Origin of the sequence: Actinoplanes sp. NPDC000266 (genome assembly GCF_042899005.1) — a bacterium.
Classification (GTDB): domain Bacteria; phylum Actinomycetota; class Actinomycetes; order Mycobacteriales; family Micromonosporaceae; genus Actinoplanes.
The window spans coordinates 302,980-321,269 of sequence record NZ_JBIAZI010000009.1 but is presented as its reverse complement, the minus strand read 5'-3'; the positions used below and the strand labels follow the sequence as shown (position 1 = coordinate 321,269).

The 18,290-nt window shown below is 70.4% G+C and carries 17 protein-coding genes, 2 tRNA genes, 1 other RNA gene and 1 pseudogene; 6 read left to right on the top strand and 15 right to left on the bottom strand.

What is annotated here, in order from left to right; all coding sequences use genetic code 11:
- Positions 1–4 precede the first annotated feature (4 nt).
- From ACFY36_RS34560 to ffs, 6 genes are all read right to left on the bottom strand, one after another.
- Positions 5–1,774 (bottom strand): ABC transporter substrate-binding protein, encoded by a 1,770-nt coding sequence (locus ACFY36_RS34560; protein WP_499750104.1) that lies wholly within the window; start codon positions 1,772–1,774, stop codon positions 5–7.
- A gap of 64 nt (positions 1,775–1,838) precedes the next feature.
- Positions 1,839–2,846, bottom strand: a complete 1,008-nt coding sequence (locus ACFY36_RS34555) for an ABC transporter permease (RefSeq protein ID WP_499750103.1) — start codon at positions 2,844–2,846, stop codon at positions 1,839–1,841.
- Between the two features lie 408 nt (positions 2,847–3,254).
- Positions 3,255–3,848 carry a recombination mediator RecR gene (recR, locus tag ACFY36_RS34550; RefSeq protein ID WP_498655913.1) on the bottom strand — a complete coding sequence of 198 codons (594 nt, stop codon included), beginning with the start codon at positions 3,846–3,848 and terminating at the stop codon, positions 3,255–3,257.
- Positions 3,849–3,852: 4 nt separating this feature from the next.
- Positions 3,853–4,152: a YbaB/EbfC family nucleoid-associated protein gene (locus tag ACFY36_RS34545; protein ID WP_218854085.1), complete on the bottom strand. Its 300-nt coding sequence runs from the start codon at positions 4,150–4,152 to the stop codon at positions 3,853–3,855.
- A 155-nt stretch (positions 4,153–4,307) separates the two neighbouring features.
- Positions 4,308–7,802: a DNA polymerase III subunit gamma and tau gene (locus tag ACFY36_RS34540; protein WP_499750102.1), complete on the bottom strand. Its 3,495-nt coding sequence runs from the start codon at positions 7,800–7,802 to the stop codon at positions 4,308–4,310.
- Positions 7,803–7,899: 97 nt separating this feature from the next.
- Positions 7,900–7,994: signal recognition particle sRNA small type (gene ffs, locus ACFY36_RS34535), an RNA gene on the bottom strand.
- Positions 7,995–8,075: 81 nt separating this feature from the next.
- Here ffs and ACFY36_RS34530 point away from each other — a divergent pair.
- A tRNA-Ser gene (locus ACFY36_RS34530) sits at positions 8,076–8,163 on the top strand.
- Between the two features lie 49 nt (positions 8,164–8,212).
- Here the strand turns inward: ACFY36_RS34530 and ACFY36_RS34525 are convergent.
- The 3 genes from ACFY36_RS34525 to ACFY36_RS34515 all read right to left on the bottom strand — a co-directional run bounded on the left by ACFY36_RS34525 (position 8,213) and on the right by ACFY36_RS34515 (position 9,402).
- On the bottom strand, positions 8,213–8,554 hold the full coding sequence (locus ACFY36_RS34525) for an STAS domain-containing protein (protein WP_499750101.1): 342 nt from the start codon (positions 8,552–8,554) through the stop codon (positions 8,213–8,215).
- Positions 8,555–8,742: 188 nt separating this feature from the next.
- Positions 8,743–8,952: a hypothetical protein gene (locus ACFY36_RS34520; protein ID WP_097317499.1), complete on the bottom strand. Its 210-nt coding sequence runs from the start codon at positions 8,950–8,952 to the stop codon at positions 8,743–8,745.
- 360 nt (positions 8,953–9,312) lie between these two features.
- A tRNA-Ser gene (locus ACFY36_RS34515) sits at positions 9,313–9,402 on the bottom strand.
- A 115-nt stretch (positions 9,403–9,517) separates the two neighbouring features.
- Between ACFY36_RS34515 and deoD the strand changes: the two genes are divergently transcribed.
- Positions 9,518–10,234 carry a purine-nucleoside phosphorylase gene (gene deoD, locus ACFY36_RS34510; RefSeq protein WP_498655915.1) on the top strand — a complete coding sequence of 239 codons (717 nt, stop codon included), beginning with the start codon at positions 9,518–9,520 and terminating at the stop codon, positions 10,232–10,234.
- Positions 10,235–10,276: 42 nt separating this feature from the next.
- Here the strand turns inward: deoD and ACFY36_RS34505 are convergent, their stop codons facing one another.
- From ACFY36_RS34505 to ACFY36_RS34490, 4 genes and pseudogenes are all read right to left on the bottom strand, one after another.
- Positions 10,277–10,717, bottom strand: coding sequence for a nucleoside deaminase (locus tag ACFY36_RS34505; RefSeq protein ID WP_499750232.1), 441 nt, complete (start codon positions 10,715–10,717; stop codon positions 10,277–10,279).
- Between the two features lie 32 nt (positions 10,718–10,749).
- Entirely contained in the window at positions 10,750–11,271 is a 522-nt protein-coding gene (locus tag ACFY36_RS34500; protein ID WP_499750100.1) for a tRNA adenosine deaminase-associated protein, read from the bottom strand.
- A gap of 102 nt (positions 11,272–11,373) precedes the next feature.
- Positions 11,374–11,577: a hypothetical protein gene (locus tag ACFY36_RS34495; RefSeq protein ID WP_499750099.1), complete on the bottom strand. Its 204-nt coding sequence runs from the start codon at positions 11,575–11,577 to the stop codon at positions 11,374–11,376.
- 72 nt (positions 11,578–11,649) lie between these two features.
- A pseudogene (locus ACFY36_RS34490) lies at positions 11,650–11,967 on the bottom strand (hypothetical protein); the annotation flags it as partial.
- Between the two features lie 555 nt (positions 11,968–12,522).
- On the opposite strand from ACFY36_RS34490, the gene ACFY36_RS34485 reads away from it, so the two are divergent.
- A complete protein-coding gene (locus ACFY36_RS34485; protein WP_499750098.1) occupies positions 12,523–13,287 on the top strand; it encodes a M23 family metallopeptidase in 765 nt (254 codons plus the stop codon).
- Between the two features lie 77 nt (positions 13,288–13,364).
- Here the strand turns inward: ACFY36_RS34485 and ACFY36_RS34480 are convergent, their stop codons facing one another.
- Positions 13,365–14,492 carry an outer membrane protein assembly factor BamB family protein gene (locus tag ACFY36_RS34480; protein WP_499750097.1) on the bottom strand — a complete coding sequence of 376 codons (1,128 nt, stop codon included), beginning with the start codon at positions 14,490–14,492 and terminating at the stop codon, positions 13,365–13,367.
- 105 nt (positions 14,493–14,597) lie between these two features.
- Here ACFY36_RS34480 and ACFY36_RS34475 point away from each other — a divergent pair, with 105 nt between their 5' ends.
- Both ACFY36_RS34475 and ACFY36_RS34470 read left to right on the top strand, forming a co-directional pair.
- Complete coding sequence (locus ACFY36_RS34475) at positions 14,598–15,545, top strand: prephenate dehydrogenase (protein WP_499750096.1); 948 nt, start codon at positions 14,598–14,600, stop codon at positions 15,543–15,545.
- Between the two features lie 31 nt (positions 15,546–15,576).
- Complete coding sequence (locus tag ACFY36_RS34470; protein ID WP_499750095.1) at positions 15,577–16,146, top strand: DinB family protein; 570 nt, start codon at positions 15,577–15,579, stop codon at positions 16,144–16,146.
- Here the strand turns inward: ACFY36_RS34470 and mtnA are convergent.
- Positions 16,124–17,077: an S-methyl-5-thioribose-1-phosphate isomerase gene (gene mtnA / locus ACFY36_RS34465; RefSeq protein WP_499750094.1), complete on the bottom strand. Its 954-nt coding sequence runs from the start codon at positions 17,075–17,077 to the stop codon at positions 16,124–16,126. The genes ACFY36_RS34470 and mtnA overlap by 23 nt on opposite strands.
- A 141-nt stretch (positions 17,078–17,218) precedes the next feature.
- Here mtnA and ACFY36_RS34460 point away from each other — a divergent pair, with 141 nt between their 5' ends.
- On the top strand, positions 17,219–18,277 hold the full coding sequence (locus ACFY36_RS34460) for a PHP domain-containing protein (RefSeq protein ID WP_499750093.1): 1,059 nt from the start codon (positions 17,219–17,221) through the stop codon (positions 18,275–18,277).
- The last annotated feature ends 13 nt before the right edge of the window (positions 18,278–18,290 follow it).

The following is an 18,290-nucleotide window of genomic DNA, read 5'->3' as shown; positions in this document are numbered from 1 at the left end:
AGCGTCACTTGCCGTCGCTGGTACCGAGGGCCTGGAAGTCGAGCATGCCGAAGGCCTCGTGCACGTAGGCGTTGGTCAGCCGCGGGTTGCGGTAGTTGAGCGCCTTGTCGACCACGAAGGGCAGCACGTACGCACCCTCCATGACCTTCTGGTTGATCTGGCTGTAGATCGCGGCGGCCTTGTCCGGGTCGGTCTCGGCAGCGGCGTCGTCGAACAGCTTGTCGATCGCCGGGTCCTTGATCTCGGAACGGTTGAAGTTACCGTTCTTCGTGATGAACCGGCTGTCGGCCAGCGGCTGCATGTAACCGGCGCCGGTCGGGTAGTCCGCGCCCCAACCGGTGATGATGATGCCGTAACCGCGCTTCTTCACGATCTCCGGCGAGCCGCCGATCGAGGAGTCCTGCGCGCCGTCGTACTGGTCGATCTTGGCCGTGATGCCGGCCGCCTTGAGCGCGGCCTGCAGCGCCTCGGCGGTCTTGACCTCGGCGGCCCGGTTGTTACGGGCGGCGATCGTCACGTTGAAGCCGTTGGGCTGACCACACGCGGCAAGGGCCTCCTTGGCCTTGTCGAGCTGCGCCTTGCCCTGCTTGCGGTTGTACGGGTCGTAGTTCGCGTCCGAGCCGGCGATGTTCGGCGGCAGGATGCTGGTGCCGATGTCGCCACCGGCGAACTCGCCACCGCGAGCGGTCTGGATCGACGTCGGGTCGGCCGCGTAGATGACGGCCTTGCGGCAGTCGGGGTTGTTCAGCGGGGCGACCGGCGTGAAGTCGGCGAAGCGCAGGAAGCCGGTGTTCGGGGCGTCCGCGTTCTTCTTCAGGTTGGCGTCGGTCAGCAGCTTGGTGCGGGCCGCCGCCTGGACACCGGTCTGGCCGACGTCGAGGTCCGCGGTGCCCGAGAGCAGGCGGCTGTCGAGGTCATCGGCGTTCGTGGTGATGGTCAGGTTGATCGCGTCCGGCAGCGCCTTGCGGATCGGGTCGGTCGCCTGGTCCCAGTTGGGGTTGCGGACCCAGGAGACGCTCTTGCCGGGCTTGATCTCCTTGAACATGTACGGGCCGGAAGCCGCCGGCTTCGAGCCGTACTGCGCACCGGTGTCCCGCTTCTGCGGCACCGGGCCCGAGCCCGGCATGGCCAGCAGGTAGAGGAAGTCCGAGTACGGCTTCTCGAGCTTGAACTCGATCGTCTGGTCGTCCGGCGTGGTGACCGACTTCAGACCCAGCTTGTTGGGGTCGGTGTCCTTGTACGGGCCGGGGTACTTCTGGCCCTGGTCGAGGATGTTCGGCAGGTAGTACGGGCCGCCGGAGATCACGTCGGTCGCCCAGACGCGCTCGATGCCGTACTTGACGTCCTTCGACGTGATCGGGGCGCCGTCGTCCCACTTCAGGCCGCTGCGCAGCTTGAAGGTGTAGGTCAGCTTGTCGGCGCTGATCGTCGGCTCGGCCTCGGCCAGGTCGGGCTGGAGCTTCAGGCCGTCCTTGCCCGGGCTGGCGGCGTAGTCCACCAGCTTGCGGGTGTACAGGCGGTTGAGGTTCCAGACGAACGCGTAGTAGCCACGCGCCGGGTCCCAGCTGTCGGCGTCCTGCGACGACCACAGGTTGAGCGTGCCGCCCTTTTTGGTGTTGGCGTTGACCACGCTGGTGGTCGCCGCGTTGAACTCCGACTTGCCGTCCGAGCTGCTGCTGCTATTGCTGTCCGAGCTGCCACCGCACGCGGCGGTGGTCAGCCCGAGCGCGAGGGCGACGCCTGACGCCGCCAGCGCCCTTGTCTTGCGTGCCACCTGATCTCCTACCTTCTCGAATGCGAACCCGGCCGGTCCGCGGTGGTACTTCGCCCCGGAAAGCTCAGCGAGCCTTCGGGTCGAGTGCGTCGCGCAGGCCGTCACCGAACAGGTTGAAGGCGAGCACGGTGATGAAGATGACGGAACCCGGGATGATCATGTACATCGGGTCGGCCTGATAAAACTGGGTCGCGTCCGACAACATGCCGCCCCAGGAGGGGTTGGGCGCCGGGATGCCGACACCGAGGAAGCTCAGCGCGGCCTCGGTGAGGATGTTGGTCGGGATGATCAGCGTCGTGTAGACGAGGATCGGCGCGGCCAGGTTGGGAAGCAGCTCGCGGAAGAGGATGCGGCCCGATCGGGCGCCCAGACTGCGGGACGCCTCGACGAACTCACGCTCACGCAACGAGAGCGTCTGCCCCCGCACGATCCGGCCGATGTACGGCCATCCGAAGAAGCCGATGACGCCGATCAGCACGAGCACCCGCGACCATCGATCACCGAGACCGAAGAACTCGTCGGGCAGGACGGAGAGAAGGGCGATCGCGAAGAGCAATTGCGGGAAGGCGAGCAGGAAGTCCATGACACGGCTGATCACCGAGTCGACCCAGCCGCCCAGGAAGCCGGCCGCCAGGCCGAAGAGGGTGCCCAGGAAGGTCGAGACGAAGGCGGAGAGGAACGCCACCGTGAGGGTGGTCTGCGCGCCGTAGATGATGCGGCTGAAGATGTCGCGGCCGGTCTGCGGTTCCACACCGAGCAGGTAGTCCCAGCTGATGCCACCGAGGTGACCCAGCGGCAGACCGGTTCCGGTCGCGAGATCGAGCTTGTCCTGGTGATACTCGTCGGTCGGGTGGCCGAGCCATTTGATCAACAGCGGGGCCAGGATCGCGACGACGATCAGGAAGATGACGACGCACGCACCGGCGATCGCCACCTTGTCCTTCTTCAGGCGACGCCAGGCGATCTGCTTCAGCGATCGTCCAGCGATCGCCTTCTCGCCCGGGCGTTCGGCCGCGTCGGCGGTAGGCGGAGTCGTCTCGTCGGTGACCGACGCCTCTGGGCCAAGCGACATCTAAGCGCCGGTCCTTCCCCGGCGGCCGGACGTGCATGAGTCCACGGCCACCCGGCGCAGGGCCCGGCGAGGACCCGTGAGACCGGAGGACGATGGCCCACGCAGCGAACGGCAACCGATCGGTTATCGCATGCCTCGAGTGCCTACCCTCGTCGCCCGGGTCAGATCAGACTCCGGCCACGAAGGCACTCGACGGCGGGTGTGCCGCCATCGGATAGGAACACTCACCTAATGCGGTGCTTCAGGTCAAGTTCACTGACCGCACACGAATAGTTCCGTGTCCCCGTCGTGATGTGACCGTGACCTGCGGCGCCGACCAATCGGAAACTACCGTGTAGAAGGGCTGCAAGGAGCCAATCCGGACCAAAATGCTATCGCCCCGTGATCATACGATCACGTTATGTGTGGTCATACGGCTCTACGGCCCTCAAAAGCGCGACCGAGAGTGATCTCGTCCGCATACTCCAGGTCACCGCCAACCGGCAAACCGCTTGCCAGTCGTGTGACAGTGATCCCCATTGGCTTGACCATCAGCGCCAGATAGGTGGCCGTGGCCTCACCCTCGGTGTTGGGGTCTGTGGCGAGGATCAACTCCTTCACCTCGCCCGTACCCAGCCTCATCAGCAGTTCGCGGATGCGCAGGTTGTCCGGCCCGATGCCCTCGAGCGGATTGATGGCCCCGCCGAGCACGTGGTAGCGCCCCCGGAACTCGCCGGTCCGCTCGATGGCCACGACGTCCTTGGGTTCCTCGACCACGCAGAGGACCTCGTTGGTCCGCCGGGGGTCCCGGCAGACCCGGCACTGCTCGGACTCGGCCACGTTGAAACAGGTCGTGCAGAAGCGCACCAGCTCTTTCACCTTGCGCAGGGCGGTGGAGAGCCGGTTGACGTCGGCCGGGTCGGCGGAGAGGACGTGGAAGGCGATGCGCTGGGCGCTTTTCGGGCCGACGCCCGGCAGGCGCCCCAGCTCGTCGATCAGGTCCTGGATGGCACCCTCGTACACGCGATCAGAACCCGGGCAGGCTCAGGCCGCCGGTGGCCGGGCCCATCTTTTCCTCGGTGAGCTCCCGCTGCGCCTCGGCGGCGTTGTGCACGGCGGCGAGGATCAGGTCCTCCAGCGTCTCCACGTCCTCCGGGTCGACGGCCTTGGGGTCGATCTTCACCGACTTGAACTCGCCCAGCCCCGTGATGACGACGGAGACCAGCCCACCGCCGGCCGTGCCGGTCAGCTCGGCCGCGGCCAGCTCGGCCTGCGCCTGAGCGACCTGCTGCTGCATCTTCTGCGCCTGCTTCATGATCTGCTGCATGTTCGGCTGTCCACCGGGGCGCATCGCACCGCTCCTCAAAGTCCCGTCGCACTACCTGTCAAAGCCCGACACCCGTCAATAACCGACGGCGGCGCCGGGTAACCGCCGCCCAGCGTAGCCGCCCCGTACCGCCGGCCCCACGCGCCACAGCGGTGTCAGCTCTCGCCGATCTTCTCGGCCCCCAGCGCCTCCTTGAGGAGACGGAAGGCCATCTGCTCGCCACTTTCCCGAGCGGTCTTCTCGTCGAGCACCTCGTCGAGCGGCTCGTCCCCCGGGTCGAAGCCCTCGAAGCTGGGCTTGCCCCCACCACCCACCTTCGGCGGCCCGTCGAACTCCGGGTCGTAGGGAGCCTCCTCGGTCGGTGACCCATCAGACCAGGCCTGCTTGGCCGGTGCCGGACGAGCGCCACCGCCGCCCCGAGCCCCGGCCGCGGCAGCCCGAGCCGCCGCGAGCCCGGCACCGGCATTCCGAGCAGCCCGCGCCGGCGCGGCGACCCCAGGCCCACCCGCAGCCGGAGCATCGGTCGCAACCGCGCTGGGCCCTCCAGAACGCGCGGCCGCCGCCCGCGCGGCGTTGAGCCCCCCACCTCCGGCCTCGCCGGAAACGGCCGGGCCCGCCGCGGAACCAGACCCGCCCCCAGCCTCCCCGGGGACCGCCAGCCCTGCCGCAGCGCTGAGCCCCGCTTCGCCGGAACCGGCCGCGGTCGCGCCTCGGTGGCTGCCGCTGTCGTTCTCGTCGACCCGGCCGGCGGCTTCGGCGCCACCCACAGGGGCGACGGCAGGCTGATCCGCCTCGCGAGCCGGCGCAGACGCCGCCACGGACGACTCAACCGAACCCAACGCCGCCACGCCGGGCCAATCAGCTGAACCTCCCGCCGCGACAGAGGGCCCCGTGGCCGAGCTCGCCGCCGCGACCGTGGAACCGGACTCCGGACTCCCCTCCGCAGCGGAGGGACCAGACGCCCGACTCGCGTCCGCAACCGAGGGACCAGACGCCCCACTCGCGTCCGCAGCGGAGAGACCGGACGCCCGACTCGCGTCCGCAGCGGAGAGACCAGACGCCCGACTCGCCTCCGCAGCGGAGGGACCGGACGCCGGACTCGTCGCCGTGACCGGGGGACCAGCAACCGGGCTCGTCGGCGCGAAGGTGGGGTCTCCGCCGTCTGGCCGGGTGTTCGTCGCTTGTGAGCCGATCGGGCTGACCTCGGGCCAGTCGTCGTCAGCCGCTACCTCGGTGGAGGGCGGCGGGGGCGCCAGCCCGCCCGGTTTGACCGGCTCTGGCCAGTCGTCGTCGGACGAGGCGGGCGCGGCCGCGGCCTGACGCCTGTTCTGCGGCTCGCGAGCCGCGGCGGCCGGCTGGGCCGCCGGCGCGGGTCGCTGCGCGGCGACCGCCGGGCGCTGGGCCGGTCCGCTCTCGTTACGAGCCGGCGGCCGCCCGCCGCGTGGCGGAGCGACCTGCGCCGCGCCGCCCTCACCGGCGATCTCGCAGCGCACCTCCCAGCGGTTGCCGAAGACCTCGTACAGCGCGTTGGCGATCAGCGGCGCCCCTTGGGCGATCCGCTGCTGAAGCGACCCGGCCGCGACCGTGAGAAGCACACTCTGCCCGTCGACCGACCGAACGGTGGCATTGATCGCCGCCGCCCGGAGCACCTTGCCGCCCGGCTGCTTCTTCACCTCTTCGAGAATGTCGTGCCACGCCTGCCGGATCTCCTCGGCCGTCGGCTGCCCCGGCCCGGCCGCCACGGCCTCGACCGCTGCGGCCCCCGGCTCCTCGGGCGCATCCGGCAACACTCCCGCCGGCTCACCCCGCCGCTCGACCTCGGCGTGGTCAACCGGCCGCTCGGACGCGGCCGGCTCGACCCGCCCCTGAGGAACAGCCGACTCGGCCGCCGGCGGTTCGGAGACCGGCTCGACCCGCGGCGACCGCGCGGCATCGTCCGCCTGCGGCCGGGCCGTCACCGGCTCGGGCATTTCGGGCTCGTCGTCCCACGGCGGCTCGTCGTCGTAGTGCTCCGCCGTCGCGCCGGACCCGCCGTCGGCCACCTCGTTCCAGTCGGGCTCGGCGGCCGAAGAGCCGCCCGGCGCCTGAGCCGGAGAGGCCGAGACGGGTGCCGCCGCAGGCGTGGAAGGGCCCCCCGTCGATGCGCCCGCGGCCGCCGGCGCAGTTGGAGCGTCAGAGGCCGGAACTGCGACGGGAACGGAGGCCGAAGCCGCAGGAGCAGGAGAGGCCGGAACCGCAGGGGCCGGAGCCGCCGCGGTCGCAGCCGGAACCGCCGGGCGGGCGCCGGGTGAAGTCGAGCGCCGGGCCGCGGCCGCCTTCGCGGCGGCGCGGGCCGCCGACAATCCGCCACCGACCCCGCCACCTACTCCGTCGGCGGGACCGGCGGCCGGGGCCGCCTCCTGCGCTGGGGCGGGCTGGGCGGCGGCCGGCGGGGCGCCCGCGATTGCGGTTGTGGGGGCGTCCTCACTACGTACAGCCGAAAAACCGCCCTGCGTGACCCGCTGCTCCATGCGCTCCAGACGCTGAAGCAGCGCGCCCGTCGAGTCGTCGGCGCCGGGCAGGAGCATGCGGGCGGTGATCAGCTCGAGCAGGAGGCGGGGAGCCGTCGTGCCCCGCATCTCGACCAGGCCGTTGTGCACGATGTCGGCGCAGCGGGACAGCGTCGCCTGACCGAGCCGGGACGCCTGGGCGCTCATCGACTCGAGCTGGTCGGCCGGGCCGTCGATCAGGCCCTTGGACACCGCGTCGGGCACCTGCTGCAGGATGATCAGGTCGCGGAAGCGCTCGAGCAGGTCGGAGGCGAACCGGCGCGGGTCGTGACCGGCCTCGGCCACCCGGTCGATCGTCGCGTACGCCGCGGCACCGTCGCCGGCCGCGATCGCGTCGCACATCTCGTCGAGCAGCGTGACGTCGGTGACGCCGAGCAGGGAAACCGCCCGCGAATAGGAGACGCCGTCAGGGCCGGCGCCGGCGATCAGCTGGTCGAGCACCGACAGGGTGTCCCGGGCGCTGCCCCCGCCGGCCCGCACCACCAGCGGGAAGACCGCCGGCTCGACCGTGACGCCCTCGGCCTCGGTGAGCTGCTGGAGATACGGCCTCAGCGTCGCCGGCGGGATGAGCCGGAACGGGTAGTGGTGTGTCCGGGAGCGGATCGTGCCGAGCACCTTTTCCGGCTCGGTGGTCGCGAAGATGAACTTCACGTATTCCGGCGGCTCCTCGACGAGCTTGAGCAGCGCGTTGAAGCCGGCCGACGAGACCATGTGGGCCTCGTCGATCACGTAGATCTTGTAGCGGCTGTTGGCCGGGGCGAAGAACGCCTTTTCCCTCAGCTCGCGGGCGTCGTCGACACCACCGTGGCTGGCCGCGTCGATCTCGATGACGTCGATCGACCCGGCGCCGTCGTTCGCCAGCGAACGGCACGAGGCGCAGACCCCGCACGGCTCGGGCGTGGGCCCCTGCTCACAGTTGAGCGAGCGGGCCAGGATGCGCGCGCTGGACGTCTTGCCACAGCCACGCGGCCCCGAGAACAGATAGGCGTGGTGCAACCGCCCACTGCGCAGCGCCTGCGACAGCGGCTCGGTGACGTGCTCCTGCCCGATCACTTCGGCGAACGTACGCGGCCGGTACTTGCGGTATAGCGCGAGTGCCACTCCAGCCCCTCCTCAACGACCGCGCCATTGTCCGTCGGGGGTATGACAAGAACCAACTCTGTACCGCTGGGGTGGCCGGGGTCGCGCCCCGGGAACGTAAAGGGCCCCTCGTGCACCCGTCAGAGCCCGCTTATCCTTGCTGCCTTCCGGCCCTGGGGAGGTTCACGAGATGCACGCCGCACGAGAGGCTTGCCCCTAGCGTACCCAACCGCGCCGGGCGGTACGCCGGGGACCCGTGCGACGCCCGCGAGGAGCTTCTGTATTCTGGCGCACGGAGGATTCGCCTAGTGGCCTAGGGCGCACGCTTGGAAAGCGTGTTGGGGGAAACCCCTCACGAGTTCGAATCTCGTATCCTCCGCCAGCAACGCTGAAGGGGCTGGACTCATCGAGTCCAGCCCCTTCGGCGTTTCTCAGAGCTGCGCGGCCGCGATGGCGTCGTCGACCTCGGGGAAGATGGCGAAGTAACGGCTCAGGCCGACGGTCTCCAGCAGCTGTATGAGGAACGGGTTGGCGCCGGCGAAGCTCAGCCAACCTCCGCGGGCGGAGATGACCTGCTTGCTGGTGATGAATGCGCTCAAGCCGACCGAGTCGCAGAACTTGAGGTCGGAGAGGTCGACGACGATCTTCGGTACGGGACGCTCCAGCAGATCCGCGAGGATCCCGTGGAGCTGGCCGGCGGTGTCCGAGTCGAGTTCGCCCTTGAGATGGAGAACGGCGACGTCGCAACGGTGATCGGTGACTGTGGCCTGCATGGGGATCGCTTTCTGGCGGTGGTGGGCAACCCAACCTAGAAGCGATCAACTAATTGTCGTCGGACAAGCGGTGCGGGCGTACGAAAGCAATCGAGCCGGACCCCGAAAAGGGGGCCCGACTCGATTTCAAAAGATCGGCTGGCCGTGTGATGTCAAGCGGGTGCGGCGCAGCCTCGGCTCCTGGCGCCTTACAGCTTGCGCCACTGCCAGCGTGGGCCACGCCACGCGTCGGCCAGGATCATGGCCGAAGCCCGACCCGGGCACTGCTGCACCTTCGACTTGCCGTCCGGGCCGCCCATCTGAGCTTCGACTTCCCAGAACTCGCCGTCGGTGCGCACGTAGACGTCCCGGCGGGCGAGCCGGACGTCACCATTCCACCAGTGATGCTCAACTCTCACCAGTCAAATCTAGGACAGTTCACAGGTATCGGCGCTGGGCAATCTTGTGAAACTTTCTCACCAGGTGGTTAAAAGCGCATTGTCTGATCCGGTAGTTTTTGGCTTAGTGACTTGCGCAACAGGCACCATATTTGCGCCGTTCCCCCGTCATCACGGTCTGTCATCGCCACTGGTGGTGGCGGAGACCCTCCAGGGCCGAAACGGCGTCGTTACGCGCACGATACCTGATCTTGGAAAAGCCTCTCCCGGGGGCCCTCACTCGGCGTACATGAAACTGATTCATCAGCACGCAGCGTGACCAACGAGGGGAGCCCGGGGACGCAAAAAACCCGGCGGCTCCGCAGGGAGCCGCCGGGTCATTGGCGGTGGTGAAGGGATTTGAACCCTTGGAGGGCTTGCACCCTCACACGCTTTCGAGGCGTGCTCCTTAGGCCGCTCGGACACACCACCGGGAAGTACGTTACCCGACGCCGATCGACGCTCGAAGCCGGGTTCCCCTTTGCCGAGCAGACCCCGCCCGACCTGGCAGTATCCGAGGTATGAACGAGCGAGAAGAGACGCGCCGATGAGCGTGCACATCGGCGGGCAGCCGGGCGACATCGCCGAGCGGGTTCTGCTCCCCGGCGACCCGATGCGAGCGAAGTGGATCGCCGAGACGTTCCTGCAGGACGCCAAGTGCTACACCCAGGTCCGCGGCATGCTCGGCTTCACCGGCACCTATCAGGGCGTCCGCGTGTCCGTGCAGGGCTCCGGCATGGGCATGCCGTCGGCGTCGATCTACACACACGAGCTGATCAACGAGTACGGCGTGAAGTCCGTCATCCGCATCGGCTCCTGCGGCGCCCTGGCGCCGGACCTCCAGCTGGGCGACGTGATCGCGGCCATCGGCTCGGCCACCGACTCCAACATGAACAGGTCCCGCTTCGACGGTCTCATCGACTACGCGCCGGTGGCCGACTTCGGCCTGCTGCGCACCGCGGTCGAGGTCGCCGAGCGTCAGGGGACCCCGATCCGCGTCGGCCCGATCCTGGCCGCCGACGCGTTCTACACCGACCGTCCGGACCTCTACGACGCGCTCGCCGACTACGGCGTGCTCGCCGTCGAGATGGAATCGGCCGCGATCTACACCATCGCCGCCCGCTACGGCGCCAAGGCCCTGACCATCCTCACCGTCAGCGATCACATCAAGACCGGCGCCAAGATGGACTCGGCCCAGCGCGAGCAGGGCTTCGGCGACATGGTGAAAATCGGTCTCGAGACCGCGATCGCCGGCGCCGCCTGATCTGAGTGCCGCGGCATCGCGCTTCCCGCGCTGCCGCGGCTTTCAGCCGTACGTCTCGTCAGCACCCCGGCCGAAGAAGCCGCGGAGCAGAGCGGCGCACTCGTCCTCGAGCACCCCGGCGTAGACCTCCGGCCGGTGGTTGAGCCGGCGGTCACGCACCACGTCCCAGAGCGAGCCGGCCGCACCCGTCTTCGGCTCCCAGGCCCCGAAGACCAGCGTGGACACCCGGGCCAGCACGAGCGCGCCGGCACACATGGTGCACGGCTCCAGCGTCACCACGAGCGTGCAGCCACTGAGCCGCCAGCTGCCGGCCCGCTCGGCCGCCCGGCGCAGGGCCAGGATCTCGGCGTGCGCGGTCGGGTCGCCGCGGGCCTCCCGCTCGTTGGCGCCGACGGCCAGCTCCGCCCCGTCGGCGTCGAGGACCACCGCGCCCACCGGAATGTCGTCGCCGGTGGCGGACGCCACCTCGAGCGCGCGCCGCATCCACGACACGTGCCGGGGCGAGATGGCCAGGCTCACGCCTCGCGCAGCTCTTCCATCTCGTCGCCGCAGCCGATCCGCTGGCAGATCTCGGCGGTCACGTCCGAGGGCAGCATGCCCTCCTTGCCGCAGAGCGCGAGCAGCCGGTGCGAGTTCACGCCGAGGTCGTTGAGCAGATCGGCGTCGCCGACCGGGTCGGCGTCGGGATCGGCGGCCGGCTTGTCGTCCTCGTCCTCGTCGCCCTCACCGGCGGCCAGATCGTCGATCTCCAGGGCCGGCGGCGTCTCGATCTCGCCGAGGAGCAGCGAGCCGATCCGCGACTCGTCCACGAACGCCGAGTCGGAGCCGAAGACCCGCAGATCTTCACCCTCGTCGAGGCGCAGGACGGCGAGGTATTGGTCGTCGCTCTCGACGAACAGCAATGTCAGGTCGGCGTCCGGCTCCACGTCCCGCAGCGCGTCGACGACCTCGTCGATGTCGGCCAGACCGCTCAGGTCCAGCTCGGACGCCGTCCACCCGTTCTTGCCCCGAGCTACGGCGGCAGCGAATGTCGACAACTTTCCCCCCACGCGACTTTTGTCTTCAGCGAGTGACGGTAGCGGGAAGAACGGCGGGTGCGGCGCGCCACGCCTTGACGGCGGGCGAAGTCGGGTCAAACGTCAGTTCACCAGGCGACGACGCATGGCGATGAGCTCCCGCAGACGCGCCCGGCGCAGCCTTTGCGGCTGGGTGCTCTCCCGGGCCGATTTCGCACTCGCGAGAGCTGCCAGCAACTCGAGACGACGGCGGCGCCGATCGGGGTCGAGCCGGGGCGGTGAGGGGGCCATGAAGCCGAGATTCGCCGACCACAAACCGTTCGTCAAGGCCAAGTGCGCACCGCAACTACGAAGGCACATCCGGTCGCCGACAAGCCGGTCAAGATCGGACAAAAACGGTCACCACAGCGGCCAGTCCTGGGTGGTGATCCACCGGCCGCCGACGAAGGCGAGGGCTACCGACAGACCCAGACCGGAGGCGAGGGCCACCCCGACGGCGACGCCCCGGTCACCCAGGTAGGTCAGGACGAGGGCGACGGCCCAGGCACTGACGGCGGCCACGATCGTCCACCACGCATAACTGGCGAGGTCGCGGCCGAGTGTGCCGAAGAGCACCATCCACAGCGCGGCCGAGCCGATCCCGGACAGCAGCGGACCGGCGTTGACGGGATGCGGCTCGCGATAGGTGGGCCGGGACGGTCCCGGAAAGAGCCCCGAACCCCGGACGTGGGGCTGCGAGCGCGCGGCCGGCGGGCCGGGCTGCGGGTACCCACCCTGCGGGTGCCCGGCTTGCGGGCCGGACTGCGGGTACCCACCCTGCGGGTGCCCGGCTTGCGGACCGGACTGCGGGTACCCACCCTGCGGGTGCCCGGCTTGCGGACCGGGCTGCGGGTACCCAGCCTGCGGGTGCCCGGCTTGCGGGCCGGACTGCGCGTACCCGGCCTGCGGCAACGGCGCGCCATGGGAAGCCCGCGCGTAAGGGCCGGATGGTGAAGGCCGGAAGGGCTCAGGTGACGCGGCATAAGCGGGCACCGGCCCGGCCGGCTCGAACGCGGCCTGCGGCGGCGCGGGAAGCGACGGCTCGGCGGGACGAGGGTTCGGGTCGTTCGGGTCGGTCACCGCTCACCTCCAGCGTAGGCACCGGACGCGCACCCGGCCGCCGGTGAATGCCAGCCTATCCACCCTCGCCGGGGCGGAGCGGGTTATCCACAGGCGACGCCGTCGTCCACAGGCTGGTCGGCAGGATGGGGGCACTTCTGCCAGGATGGCCCGGTGCCTTTGTTCCGTGCCCTCTCCGGTTTGACCGTCCTGGCCGTCTGCCTGGCCGGCTGCGGCAGTGTGACCGGCTCGCCGCCGGTGACCGCGACGCCGCAGTTCATCGAGCCCGAGGTGACGGCGAGCGCGAGTGTGGGCGCCGACGCGGCCGCTCCTCCCGTGGCGGCCGCGCCCAGTTCCGGGCCCGCACCCACTGCCGCGGCGCCGGCCACGACTCCGTCGACGAAAGCGCCGACCACCGCGGCTCCCAAGACGGTGAAATACGTCTTTCCGGTCAAGGCGTCAAATGTCGACTACCACCCGACCCACTCGAAATATCCGGCGACCGACATCTTCGCCGACTGTGGCGAGCCGGTGGTGGCCACGACCAGCGGCGTCGTTCTGGAGATCAGTCTCAAGGATGTGTACGTCAGGGGGTCGCCCGACGGGCCCAACAACGGAGGCCTGTCGGTGTCGCTGCTCGGCGACGACGGCGTCCGCTACTACGGGTCGCACCTGAGCAAGGTCCAGAGCGGCATCACCAAGGGCGTCCGGGTCACCGCCGGCCAGCTGCTCGGCAAGGTCGGCCACACCGGAAACGCCAACGGCGTCTGCCATCTGCACTACGGCATCTCGCCGCCGTGCGCCAAGGTCGGCGACTGGAAGGTTCGCCGCGGGGTCATCTGGCCGGCGACGTTCCTCGACTCGTGGCGCGAGAAGGGCCAGAAGAGCCCGGTCGGAACCGTGGCCGCCTGGAACCGCTCGCACGACTGCAAGGCCTGAGCCGCGACGCCTGAACAGGCAGCACGAAGCCGCACCCCTCGCCCGATGGGTGCGGCCCCGCGCTGCCGGGAGAAAAGCTAACTGAACTGGGCGAAACGCTTCTGCTGGCGGCCCTCGACGGTGGTGAAGGCGCCTCCCATGGCGATCGCCTTCAGGCGCGGGTTGGCGGCCAGGGCCAGGACGCCCTCGACCCCGTTGGCGTCGGCCGTCCAGTCGAGCAGGTGACCGTCGGCGGCCGAGAGGGCGGCCAGCTTCACCCGGTTGTCGGCGCCGTCGACGCATGAGCCCTGGGCTCCGGTGCGGGCCGTGCTGCACGCCCGGTCGAAGTGGCCGCCGGCGTAGACCGTGTCACCCAGCACCGTCACCGCCTGGGCGTCGCCGTCGAACGTGGCCGACCAGCGCAGCGCCCCGGCGTGCGTGTACGAGCTGATCCGGCCGCCCTGGCCGCCGTGCGCGGAGTAGACCGTGTCGGCGGTGACCGCCAGGGCGTACGTGATGACCGGGGGTTTGGGCTTGAAGGTCGTGACCAGCGCGGCCGACGCCGGGTCGAGGGCGGCCAGCCGGTCGTAGCCGGGAACGCTGTTGACGCGGTGGAACTTGCCGCCGACGTACACCCGGCCGCCGCCCGCCGCGATCGTCTCCACCTGGTCGTCGGCCGTGGGCAGCCAGCGCTTGTCCAGGGCGCCCGTGTTCAGGTTGAAGGCCGCGAGCCGGCCGCGGGCCTGCCCGTCCACCGCGGTGATCGTTCCGCCCAGGTAGAGGCGGCCGTGCGCCGCGTAGGCGGCCAGGGGCCGGCCGCTGATCGAGTGCTTGAAGGTGCTGTGCGTGGTGCCGGACCCGATGTCGAGCCGGGCCAGGCTGTCACGCTTCACGCCGTTGACCGTGGCGAAGTCGCCGGCCACGTAGATCGACTGACCGCTGACGACGAGGGCCTTCACCCGGCCGTCGGCCGCGGGCGACCACGGCAGCAGCGTTCCCTTGCGGGCGTCGATCGCGGCCAGCCGGCCCCGGGCGACCGGTTTCCCGTTGACGATCGCGGCGGTGAAGTCGCCGCCGACGTACACGATGTTGCCGGAGTAGGCGACGGCCAGGACCGTGCCGTTGAAGCTGGGCATGGCGTCGGAGCCCTGGGCGAAGGCCGGCGCCGCCAGAGACAGGAGGACGGCGATGAAGACCGTCATGAGCGTTTTCCCCCGGTAAGTCACGAGATAACCGTATGAGGAGGACTCAGCGGCGGAGGGGCTGCGAAACGGACGAAACTCGACCTGGCCAAAAGGATGATCAAGCGAGGGTGTGCGAAGGTTCTGAGCGTGAACGTGACTGTCATCGGGCTCGGGCTCATCGGTGGATCGGTGCTCAAAGCGCTGAACGCCTCCGGCCATCAGGTGACCGGCTACGACACCGACCCCGAGACCCGCGAGGCGGCCGGCGCCGAGAGCTTCACCACGGCCGACTCGATCGGCGCGGCCGTCGAGGGTCGCGATCTCGTCGTGCTGGCCGTGCCCCTGCCGGCCCTGCCGCCGATCATCGACGGGCTCAAGGACTTCCCCGGCCTGATCACCGACGTCACCTCGGTCAAGGGCCCCGTCCGCGACCTGTCCACCTCTCTCCCGCGCTTCGTCGGCGGCCATCCCATGGCCGGCCGGGAGACCTCCGGCTTCGCCGCCTCCGAGGCGACCCTCTTCACCGGATGCTCGTGGGTGCTGTGCCTGGAGCCCGGCGAGACCTCCCTCGACGACTGGCGCACCCTGGCCACGCTCTTCACCGAACTCGCGGCCCGTGTCATCCCGATCACCGCCCACGAGCACGATCGCGCGGTCGCCCAGGTCAGCCACGTCCCGCATCTGTTCGCCACCGCCCTGTCCGGTCAGCTGCGGGACAATCCCCTGGCCGGCACGCTCGCGGCCGGCTCCTTCCGCGACGGCACCCGGGTCGCCGCCACCCGGGCCGAGCTGATCGCCGCCATGTGCGGCGGCAACGCGTCCGCGGTCGGCGCCGAGCTCGACCGGCTCATTTCCGAGCTTCACGATGTACGCCTTCTGCTCGACGCCCCCGACCCGGTGGCGGCCCTGGTTCCCGCGCTCCGCCCGGCCGTCGACCTGCGCCGGGCGTGGCCCGCCGAGGCCGGCGACGTGGTCGAGCTGCCCATCGAGTTCGAACCTCTGCTCGAGCTCGGCCGCGCCGGCGGGTGGGTCGCCGCGGTGAACCGCGAAACCGTCGAGGCAATCCGGCCGGAAACTGACCGCAATCGCTCATAGATTCCTCTCAAGAACCCGAGAGGAGCACGTCATGCCAGGTCAGGTCGGCGCCATCGAGAACGAGCAGCAGGGCCTTCTCGCCTATCTCGCCCAGATGCGGTACGTGCTGCGGCTGACCGCGTACGGACTCACCGCCGAGCAGCTACGCGCGGCCCCGTCCGCCAGCCAGCTCAGCGTCGGCGGCCTCATCAAGCACTGCGCCTCCACCGAGGAGAACTGGATCAGCACCGTGCGCGGCGAGCCGCAAGAGCTTGATTATCAGGCGTACGCCGAGAACTTCCGCCTCGGCGACGACGAGTCGATCGACGACGTTCTCGCCCGGTACGACCGCATCGCCGTACGCACCGAGAAGACCGTGACCGAGCTCGCCGACCTCGACCACCCGGTCCCGATCGACCGTTCCGTGCCCTGGAACCCCAAGGACCTGACCCACTGGACGCTGCGCTGGGTGCTGCTGCACCTCATCCAGGAGACCGCGCGGCACACCGGCCACGCCGACATCGTCCGGGAGTCGGTGGACGGCGCCACGGCCTATCCCCTGATGGCGGCGGCCGAGGGCTGGCCCGAGACCGACTGGCTCAAGCCGTGGCGGCCGGCCTGATCACCCGCTGGTCGGTCACGATCGCGGTGACCAGGTCGTACGGGGTCACGTCGAACGCCGGGTTCACCGCGGCGGCCCACGGCGTGACCTCGGCCGCTCCCCGGTCCTCGATCGGCACGTCGAGCCCGGTCGCGGTGTCGGGATCCACCGTCGACTCGGGCGCGACCACCACGAACGGCAGACCGGCGCGGCGGGCGCCGAGCGCGTGCGCATAGGTGCCCACCTTGTTGATCACGTCGCCGTTGGCGCAGATCCGGTCGGCGCCGACGATCACCGCGTCGACCTCGCCCCGCGCCATCAGGAACGGGCCGGCCGAGTCGACCGCGACCCGGTGCTCGATGCCCCACTGCGACAGCTCCCACGAGGTGAGCCGGGCGCCCTGGAGAAGCGGCCGGGTCTCGCTGGCGATGACTCCGGCCAGGTGGCCGCGCTGGTGCAGCTCGTGCACCACGCCGAGGGCCGTGCCCAGGGTGACCGCGGCCAGCCCGCCGGTGTTGCAGTGGGTGAGCAGCCGGGGCCGTCCGCCGCAGAGCTCGACGAGCAGGTCGGCGCCGCGGGCCGCCATCGCCGACGAGGCCGCGATCTCCTCGTCGCGCACGGCACACGCCTCGGCCAGGACCGCGTCGAACGAGGGCAGCCGCCGCGCCGCCCGCCGGGCCCCGCGGGCCAGGTTCACCGCGGTCGGCCGGGCCGCCGACACCCGATCGACCGCGAGCTCCAGCGCGGCCGGGTCGTCGGCGTGCACCTTGGCCGCCAGCGCGACCCCGAAGGCACCGGCCACCCCGAGCGCCGGCGCGCCCCGCACGGCCAGCGACTGGATGGCCGCCACCAGCTCACCGACCGTGTGCAGCCGGAGGATCCGCAGCTCCCCCGGCAGCGCCGTCTGATCGATGATCTCGATGGCACCGTCAACCCAGTCGATCGTCCGCATGCCGCGATGCTAGTCAGCGCGCCGACCGCGGGCGGCCCGGCCGACCCTCGACCCAGCCCCACGACGCGGCTCCACAACGCAGGCCCGCCGACCCTCGACACGGCCCCACGACGCCGGCCCGGCCGCCCTAAGCTGGTCGGCATGTCTTCCCGTGATCCGGTGGCCGACCTGCGGCGCATCGCCTTCCTGCTGGAGCGGGCCAACGAGGCGACCTACCGGGTGAAGGCGTTCCGTTCGGCCGCCGCCGCCGTGGCCGCGCTGCCCGGCGACGAGCTGGCCGAGCGGGCCGCCGCCGGCACGCTGGCCAAGCTCTCCGGGGTCGGCGACGTGACCGCCCGCTGCGTCGCCGAGTCCCTGGCCGGCGAGGAGCCGGTCTATCTGCGCCGGCTTCAGACCACCGAGGGTACGGATCTTCAGGGCGCCGCCCGCACGCTGCGCGAGGCCCTGCGCGGCGACTGCCACTCGCACTCGGACTGGTCGGACGGCGGCTCGCCGATCGAGGAGATGGCGCTGGCCGCCGTCGAGCTGGGCCACGAATATCTCGTGCTGACCGACCATTCGCCCCGCCTGACCGTGGCCCGGGGCCTGCCGCCGGCCCGGCTGCGCCGCCAGCTCGACCACGTGGCCAAGCTCAACGACGCCCTGCCCGAGGGCTTCCGCGTGCTCACCGGCATCGAGGTCGACATCCTCGACGACGGCTCCCTCGACCAGGAGGACGCGCTGCTGGCCCGGCTCGACGTGGTGGTCGGATCGGTGCACAGCAAACTGCGCGACGAGTCGCCGCGGATGACCAAGCGCATGGTCAAGGCGCTGGCCAACCCCCACCTGGACATCCTGGGCCACATGACCGGCCGCAAGGTGGCCGCGGCGGGCGGCGGCGACAAGGGGCACCGGGCCGGGCACACCCGGCCGCCCAGCACGTTCGACCTGGACAAGGTCGTCGAGGCCTGCGTCGAGCACGGCAAAGCGATTGAGATCAATTCGAGACCGGACCGGCTCGATCCGCCCAAGCGCATGCTGACCGTGGCGGTCGAGGCCGGCTGCCTGTTCAGCATCGACACCGACGCGCACGCGCCCGGCCAGCTCGACTGGCTGCGTTTCGGCTGCGAGCGGGCCGCGCTCTGCGGTGTGCCGGAGGACCGGGTCGTGAACACCTGGGAGATGGAACGCCTCCTGGAGTGGACCGCGGGCCATGCCTGAATTCCCGTAGGGT